Origin of the sequence: Acinetobacter sp. YH01024 (assembly GCF_013420195.1) — a bacterium.
GTDB classification, from domain to species: Bacteria; Pseudomonadota; Gammaproteobacteria; order Pseudomonadales; family Moraxellaceae; genus Acinetobacter; species Acinetobacter amyesii.
This window is the reverse complement of sequence record NZ_VOYQ01000102.1, coordinates 1-1,468: the sequence shown is the minus strand read 5'-3', so window position 1 is coordinate 1,468 and position 1,468 is coordinate 1. Positions and strand designations below refer to the sequence as shown.

Sequence of the window (1,468 nt, the reverse complement as noted above, 5' to 3'; positions counted from 1 at the left end):
CGCGACTCATGAGTGCTCGGTTATATGCGGGCCAATTGGTTGTGCGATAGATTTTGTGTGTAGGCTTCTTCATTTGAAAATTATATCGCTGAAAAAGCCTTTACAGATAGGTTTGTGCAACAAAGCCCTCTGCCCTATATGGTTGACGGATAGATAAAAGACTAGGAAAAGAAAAGCAGACAAAAAAATACCATCGATAATAAAATTTGTTAAAAATGTTGCACGATGAAATTTAAATAAACTTGTAAAGCTAATAAATTAACAATTTTATATTCAAAAAAACTTAAATCACAAGTTAAGCTAATAAACAGCTTTAGCTATTTTAAATAAGTTCATTTTAAAAACCAAAATTTAGATTCATTGGCTATATAAAGCTTTAAATCAGTAGCTTCACTAACTTTTTTCACTTATTTATTTAAAACTTAGCAACTTAAAAAGACAGTTAAGTATTTTTAGATATTGCTTGGAATCAATTCAATTCATCAAGTTTTAAAAAATAATTCCTTTTGTCAGGTCTATCATTTTTTAAATGCTTTAAAAATATTTTCGCAGTTTCCTTCGATGCATCCTCTCTTAGGCAACGTTCAACAAAGGATATATCTACAAATTCATCTGCTAACCCAGCACGGCCAAGATCTAAAAAATAAATTTCATTGAATTTATCTATAAAAATATTACTATCCGTGATATCGCCATGAGAAAAAACCAATCTTTCTTCAACACGAGTCTCATTTAACTCATTCCATAGACTTATGTAAGTTTTATGGTCTCCCCATAATTCAGCCTCAAAATCATCTTGATCTATCTCGTCAAGGAGGTGGTTATCAATAAAAAATTTTGACTCTTTTAACCGATAATCAATGTTTGAAATAAATGGACAATCAATAATAGCAACTGCATTTAACAGATTGAGTGCCTCCTTATAGATAGCAAGCAATTCTTGGTCTGTTAAAAAAAGCGCTGAAATTGGTTTTGCATTGATCGCTTTAGTGATCATGAATTCAAACTGCTCATCCTGAAAAGTCATGATGAGTTCAGGCACCTTTAATTTTTCAGAGAGCCAACTCAACATTTTCGCTTCACGAGAGACACTGTATGTGGTCTCTGTATATAAAGTGCTAGAGCGCTTAAGAAAAAAAGTTTCATTATTTCGATTAAAAGAATAAACATCCGATGGCGACTGACCAATTTTATTTGGCTCTAAAACGCTGTTTCCAATAAATTGTTGAATAATATTGGGCAATTCCATCAAGTTTTCCTTTTATTCAGCATTAAAAACCCCGCAAATGCGAGGCCTAGTAAATAGATGATCTTAATTAGGTTCACTGTAGCAAAAATATGGGGCGAATTCAAACATGAGGTGCGACAGTTTGAAAAGTCTTATGATAATCAACAAGCTGAGCAAATTTCTCTAATGGTGTAAGCCAATCTAACGCTTTTCTAGGACGAGTATTCAGTGACATGGCAA

At 32.6% G+C, this 1,468-nt stretch carries 1 protein-coding gene and 1 pseudogene; both read right to left on the bottom strand.

All coding sequences use genetic code 11. From position 1 onward, the window contains the following. Positions 1-469: 469 nt before the first annotated feature. Positions 470-1,249 (bottom strand): APH(3')-VI family aminoglycoside O-phosphotransferase, encoded by a 780-nt coding sequence (locus tag FTT88_RS17045; RefSeq protein ID WP_000422634.1) that lies wholly within the window; start codon positions 1,247-1,249, stop codon positions 470-472. 100 nt (positions 1,250-1,349) lie between these two features. After that, a pseudogene (locus tag FTT88_RS17040) lies at positions 1,350-1,468 on the bottom strand (IS30 family transposase); the annotation flags it as partial.

Coding starts and splice junctions, on each gene's coding strand:
- FTT88_RS17045 (WP_000422634.1), bottom strand. CDS start 1,249: ATGGAATTGCCCAATATTATTCAACAATTTATTGGAAACAGCGTTTTA.